Annotated in this window: 3 protein-coding genes; all 3 read right to left on the bottom strand. The window is 72.2% G+C overall.

From position 1 onward, the window contains the following. A partial coding sequence (locus ABNT58_RS23700; protein ID WP_348755861.1) for a YDG domain-containing protein occupies positions 1-3042 on the bottom strand: 3042 nt, incomplete at its 3' end. A 79-nt stretch (positions 3043-3121) separates the two neighbouring features. Continuing rightward, on the bottom strand, positions 3122-4780 hold the full coding sequence (locus ABNT58_RS23695) for a ShlB/FhaC/HecB family hemolysin secretion/activation protein (protein ID WP_348755860.1): 1659 nt from the start codon (positions 4778-4780) through the stop codon (positions 3122-3124). Next, positions 4777-5895, bottom strand: a 1119-nt coding sequence (locus tag ABNT58_RS23690) for a hypothetical protein (protein ID WP_348755859.1), incomplete at its 5' end; no start/stop codon positions are given. The genes ABNT58_RS23695 and ABNT58_RS23690, both read right to left, overlap by 4 nt.

Here is a 5895-nt window from a genome sequence, read left to right as displayed (position 1 = left end):
GGCGCTGCCGTTGGCCAGGGCCACCTCGTCGCTGCCCAGCACGCCCGACAGGGTGCCGCCGCTGACGGTGGCCAGGGTCTCGCGGTCGTAGACCTTGCTGGCGGCCACCACGCCGCTCACCGTCAAGGTGGCCGGCGTGATGTCGGCCGACAGGCCCGTGGGCTGCGACACGGTGTAGTTGCCCGCGGCGGCACCGCCCAGCGAGAAGCTGGCCGTCACCGGCTTGGCCGTGCCCACGTTCTTGTCGGCAAAGCTGGCGGCCGCCACCAGCGACACGTCGTCGCTGCCCACCACGCCTTGCAGCGTGCCGCCGACGGTGGCGGTGGTGCTGCGGTCGTACACCTTGTTCACGGCCGCAGCGCCGGCCACTCTCAAGGCCTTGGGGTCGATGGTGAGCGTGCCCACCGGCGCATAGCTGATGCGCACGCCCTGCTGGCCGGAGTACAGGCCCGAAGCGGTGGTGCCGGCATAGCTGCCGGCGTTGACCGAGTTGGCGCCGCCGCCATAGACCAGCGTGCCCTGCAGCTGGTTGGCCAGGCCCGGCACGGACAGCGTGGCATCGGCCAGCACGGCATAGAGCGTGCCGTCGTAGGTCTTCTGCGCGGCCGCCGTCACCGTCACCGGCGTCAGGAAGGCATTGAGCAGCGGCGTGGTCTGGCCTTCGTAGATGGTCCAGACGTTGGCGAGGTCGTAGCTGGCGAAGGTGCTGGCCTGCTTCAGCTGCGAAGCGCTGCGGCTGCCGCTGTTGGTTTCGGTGCCGCCGAAGTTGTAGCCGTACAGCGATCCGGTGGTGAAGCTGTTGGCGACGGTGCCGTTCTTGCCGCCCAGCAGGCCGCCGGTGTTGAAGCCCCCGCTCACCGAACCCGTGGAAAACACGCGCTGCACGGTGGCGCCGCTCTGGTCGCCGGCCAGGCCACCCGCCCAGCCGCCGCTGGCGTTGACGTTGACGCTCAGGTAGCTGTCGCTGACCACCACGCCGCTGGACAGCGCGCCGGCCAGGCCGCCCAGCATGCTGCCACCCGCCACCGTGCCGGTGGCATACACCGTGGACACCTGCGTGTTGGCACCCACCACGCCGGCCAGGGCGCCACCACGCGCCGAAGCCGTGATGCTGACATCGGCCAAGCCGAGGTTGCGGATGCTGGCGTCCTGCGTCCTGCCGAACAGGCCCTGGTACTCGGCCGACGGCCGGTTGATCGTCAGCCCGATCAGCGTGTTGCCCAGGCCGTCGAAGGTGCCGGTGAAGGGCGTGCTGTTGTCGCCCACCGGCGTGAAGCCGGCGCCGCTGTTCCAGCTGGCCACATGGCCGATGTTCAGCGACGAGCCCAGCACGTAGTGGCCGGCCAGGTTGCCGCGCATGCCTTGCAGCGTCAGGCCGCCGTTGTCGTTTTCCAGGCCCACGGCGTTGATCACGGTGTGGGTGATGGGCGTGCCGTCGCTGCCCTTGAGGGTGACGAAGTTGGGGCCGCCGTTCAGGCCGATCGGCGCCAGCACGTGGTAGTCGGCCGTGTTGCCCGCGGCCACGGCGCCCTGGCCGTACTTGAAGGTGAGCACCGCGTTGGCATGCTCGGCCAGGATGGGGGCGCGCACGTGGATGTCCGCGGCCGCATCCAGCGTCAGGTCGGCGCTGCTGGTCCAGCGGATGCCGCTGTCCACGATCACGCTGCCGTTGGCGGTCTGCACCGCTGTGTCGGTGCCGCCTTCCAGCGCGGTGACGATGGTGGCGGCCTGCGCCGCGTCGATGGTCAGGTCGGTGGGGTCCAGCAGCCAGCGGCCGCCGCGGCCCTTGGCGGAGGATGCATCGACCGTGGCACCGCGGACGTCCAGCGTGTGGCCCGAGGTTTCCCCCCGGCCGCCGTCGCCGCCTTCGGCGCCGCCACGGGCGCTGATGCGACCCTGCGCTTCGGTGCGGGTGCCTGCGCGGCCCACGTCGCTCCACAGCACCACTTCGCCGCCGTCGCCGCGCCGGGTGGCGCTGGCGTCGATGCTGGCGCCTTCGGCCATCACCACCGTGGTGGCGCCGGCCAGCGGGCCGCTGCCTTGCCAGCCGCCGCCCACATGCACGCTGCCGCCACCGGTGGCGCCAGTGGCATCGATGCGGCTGCCGGCGGTCAGCGCGATGCTGTCACCTTCCAGCATCACGCGGCCACCGCGCGACACCATGCTGGACGCATCCACCACGCCGGCCTGGTTGACCACGCCGCTGCGCAGCGATTCGGCGCTGCGCGCCGACAGGATGACCAGGCCCTCGGGCGCCAGCACGGCCTGGCGGTTGTCCACCAGGGTCTTGATGGCCGCGGGTGTGACCAGCACGCTGGACAGGCCCGGGCCGTCGAAGTCGAGCCGGATGCTTTCACCGGCGGCCAGGGCCACGGTGCCGGCGCGCGCCAGCACCACGCCTTCGTTGCGCACCTCGGGGGCCAGCAGGGCCACGTAGCCGCCGTCGGCAGCCGTCAGCGTGCCCTGGTTGATCACCGCGCCGGTGCTGCCCTGGCGCTGCCACACACCGTTGCCGGCCATGAAGTCGGCATTGCTGATGGACATCGTGGTGCCCACCAGGCCGCCCACGTCCACGCTGGCGCCGGCGCCGAAGATCACGCCGGCCGGGTTGCTGATGAACACCTGCCCCGGCGCCTGGATGCGGCCCAGGATCTGGCTGGGCTGCTGGCCCAGCACGCGGTTGAGCGTGGCGGCGTTGCGGCCGGCCGCCTGGTTGAACACCACGCTGGCCTGGCTGCCCAGGTCGAAGCGCTGCCAGTCGATGACGGCGCGCTGGCTGGCCTGGTTCACGGTCAGGGTGCTGCCCTGGGCCTGCCAGCTGGCCTGGCCGGCCGCCAGGCTGCCGCCGGAAGGCAAGGTGGTGGCGCCCGGCGGGCCGGCATTGGCCACCAGCGGCAGCGCCGCCAGCAGCAGGTGGGCCACCATCACCGCACCGGCACGGGCGGCGCCATGGCCGGTGGCGGTCTCGGGCACGGGCACCCACTGCGCATCGGCGCGGCGCACCAGGCGGTAGGCGGTATTCAGGCTCGCAGAAGACTTCATCGTGCGACTCCTCGCAACAACTGGGAAAGAAGGGCTGCCCGCGCCATCAGGGCGCCGGCAGGAAAAAGGGGGGTGCTGCTCACAGCGACCATTGCGCGCTCCACCACCAGCGGGTGCCGAAGTGGCTGCCGTCCTGGTTGCTGCCATTGGCCGTCGGGTGCGGGTGGTGGCCCAGCGGGCGCGCCACCGTCAGCCGGGTGACCAGCGGCCAGGCCTGGGGCCGCCATTCCAGCCACAGGCCGGCGGCCGACAGGCGCAGCCGGTTGTGGGTGGGTGCGCCGGCAAAGCCGGCATCGGCGTACTGCCAGGCCACGCCGGTGTCGGCAAAGCCCGCCAGCGTGAGCGCGGGCTGGCCCAGGCCGGCCAGGCCTTGCTGCCATTCGGCACTGCCCAGCCAGGCGCGGCTGCCGGTGGCTTCACCCACCGGGTAGCCGCGCACGCCGGCCGGGCCCGCAATGGGCATGCGCTCGGACACGTCCAGGTTCTGCCCGGTCCACTGGCCGCTGGCACGCACCAGCCAGCGCGCCTGCGCGCCGGCCTGGCGGCCGTACTGCCAGGCGCCGCGCAGCAGCGCATAGCCGCCGGCGGTGTCGGCGGTCAGGGCATCGGCCTCGCGGTTGGGCGAGCCGGTCAGGTCCACGTCGCCCACGGCCAGGCTCAGCTCCCAGGCGCGGCGGGCGTCGCCGGCTTCGTCGCTCGATTGCCGCGCATAGCGCAGCGTCAGCACGTCGATGCGGTAGTCGGACAGCACCGTGTCCAGCGCCTTGTTGCGGAACCAGCGCCGCTCCAGCTGGGCCGAGGCATCGCGGCTGCCGAAGGCGCTGCGGTCGATGGCCCAGGACAGGCCCAGGCCCAGCGATTGCGAAGGACCCTTGACGTCCAGCGAATTGAACTCGGGCGTCACCAGCCGGTAGTCCAGCGCGCTGCCGTACACCGAGGCACGCCAGCCGGCGTCCGGCAGCGGCGTGCTGGCGCCCAGGCGCAGCAGGCGGCTGCCTTCGCTGACCATGGTGCCGGCGGTGACCGCATGGCCGCCGCCGCCGGGCAGCACGGCCCAGCCATCGGCCGACACCCGGGCATGGCCGGTGGCGCGGGCGCCTTCGTTGTCGGCGCGCAGCTGCAGGTCCCAGGGGCGGCGGTCGGTGAGCACCAGCGCCACGTCGGTTTCGCCCGCGCCGCTGCCGGCCACCAGGCTGCTGCGCACCTCCAGGCCCGGCCATTCGGCCAGCTGCATGGTGGCGCGTTCCACCGCGCTCAGCGACAAGGCCTGCCCCCGCGGCTGCAGCGCCTCGATGGCGGCCACCGCGCGTTCCGGGGCGATGGCGCGCAGGCCCTCGGCCTGCACCACCACGCGGCCCAGCCGGCCTTCGGACACCCGCAGCCGTACCCGGCCGTCGGTCACGTCCTGCGGCGGCAGCGTCACCCGGGCCAGGCGGCGGTGGGCCACCTGGTAGTGGCGCTCGACCGCACGCGCGGCTTCGCCCAGCGCCTGGCGGGTCAACGGCCGGCCGCGCCAGGGCGCGAGCACGGCCTGCAGTTCATCGACGCCGACCTGCTCGGCGCCTTCGATCTCGAAGGCCTGCACCGTGACCGTGGGTTCGGCGCTGGCGCCGGACTCGGCCGGCGCCGGCTGGGCCACGGCCGGCGGCCAGGCGGCGCCCGCCACCGCGCAGGTGGCCGCAGCCACCGCCACGCGGCGCCAGGCCAGCGCCGGGCGGCGCTTGGCGCGCGGCGTCACGTGATGTCCTTGCAGCCGACCAGTTCGGCATCGGGGCTGTTGTCCTTGGCGGGGTATTCCCAGATCGGCCATTCCTGGTCGAAGAAGTTGACCTCGCGGTTGAGGAAGTCGAACCAGCCGCGGAAGGGCCATGCGAAGTTGCTGGACGAGGTGACCACGCCCGCCTTGCCGTGCAGGTACACGCCCAGGGCCAGCTCGGGCTCGTTCACGCAGCGCTGCGGGATCTTGCGCACCGGGCCCGGCACGCTGACCGGATCGCCACGCTGCACGCACTTGCGCGAGACGTAGGAGCCGCCCCACCAATGCCGCTTGGTCTCGTCGTTGTTGCAGGCGCAGGAGCCGCCGTTGCGCACCCGGGTGTCGAGCGAGCAGTCCTCCCAGTACTTGCGCGAGCTGCCCACCACCCGGCCTTCGGCCCAGGTGGAAGGCCCGCGTTCCTCGCGGAACATCGTGGCATAGCTGAAGCTGGTGGCCGCCTCGCCGCGGAACATCACGCCGCCGCGCACGAAGACCTTGGCCACCTCGGGCGCCACGCCGCGCAGGCCGGCCGCCAGGTTCAGCTCGGCATACGGCTCCACCGCCAGCGTGCCCTTGAGCTCGCCCGAGATGCCGGGCTGGCGTGTGGGCATGTTGAACCAGGCCGAGAACTCGCGGTCGTTGGAGCGGCAGCAGCGCCACTCGTAGTAGCCGCGCACGCCGAAGTCGCCGGCCATCGTCAGCGTGGGTGTGATGGTCACCGACATCTCGCCGGTGAAGTCCACGCCCACCTCCAGGTTCAGGCTCAGGTCGAGCACCGCGCCGGCATAGGGAATGGCACGGCCGAGGTCGATCTTGATCAGCGTCTTCTTGAACGGGACCTTGGTGGTGCCGACCTTGTCCTTGGCGCGCTTGGCGTCGAACTTCTTCTTCTTGCTTTCCACCGGCACGCGGAAGCCGCCGGGTGTCTTGCCATAGGTGGCGGTCAGGCCCAGCTCGGGCTTGATCTCGTAGTCGGCACCCGCGCTGGCGCGGATCCACAGGCTGCGCAGGCTCCAGTCGACCGAGGCCTTGGGCCGCAGGTCGATGTTGAGGTTGAGCGAGATGGTGCCGCTGAGGTTGGTACCCGGCTTGGACAG

The organism is uncultured Aquincola sp. (assembly GCF_964001545.1).
Lineage (GTDB): Bacteria > Pseudomonadota > Gammaproteobacteria > Burkholderiales > Burkholderiaceae_C > Aquincola.
The sequence above is the reverse complement of the archived record's forward strand: the minus strand, read 5'-3'. Positions and strand labels throughout refer to the sequence as shown.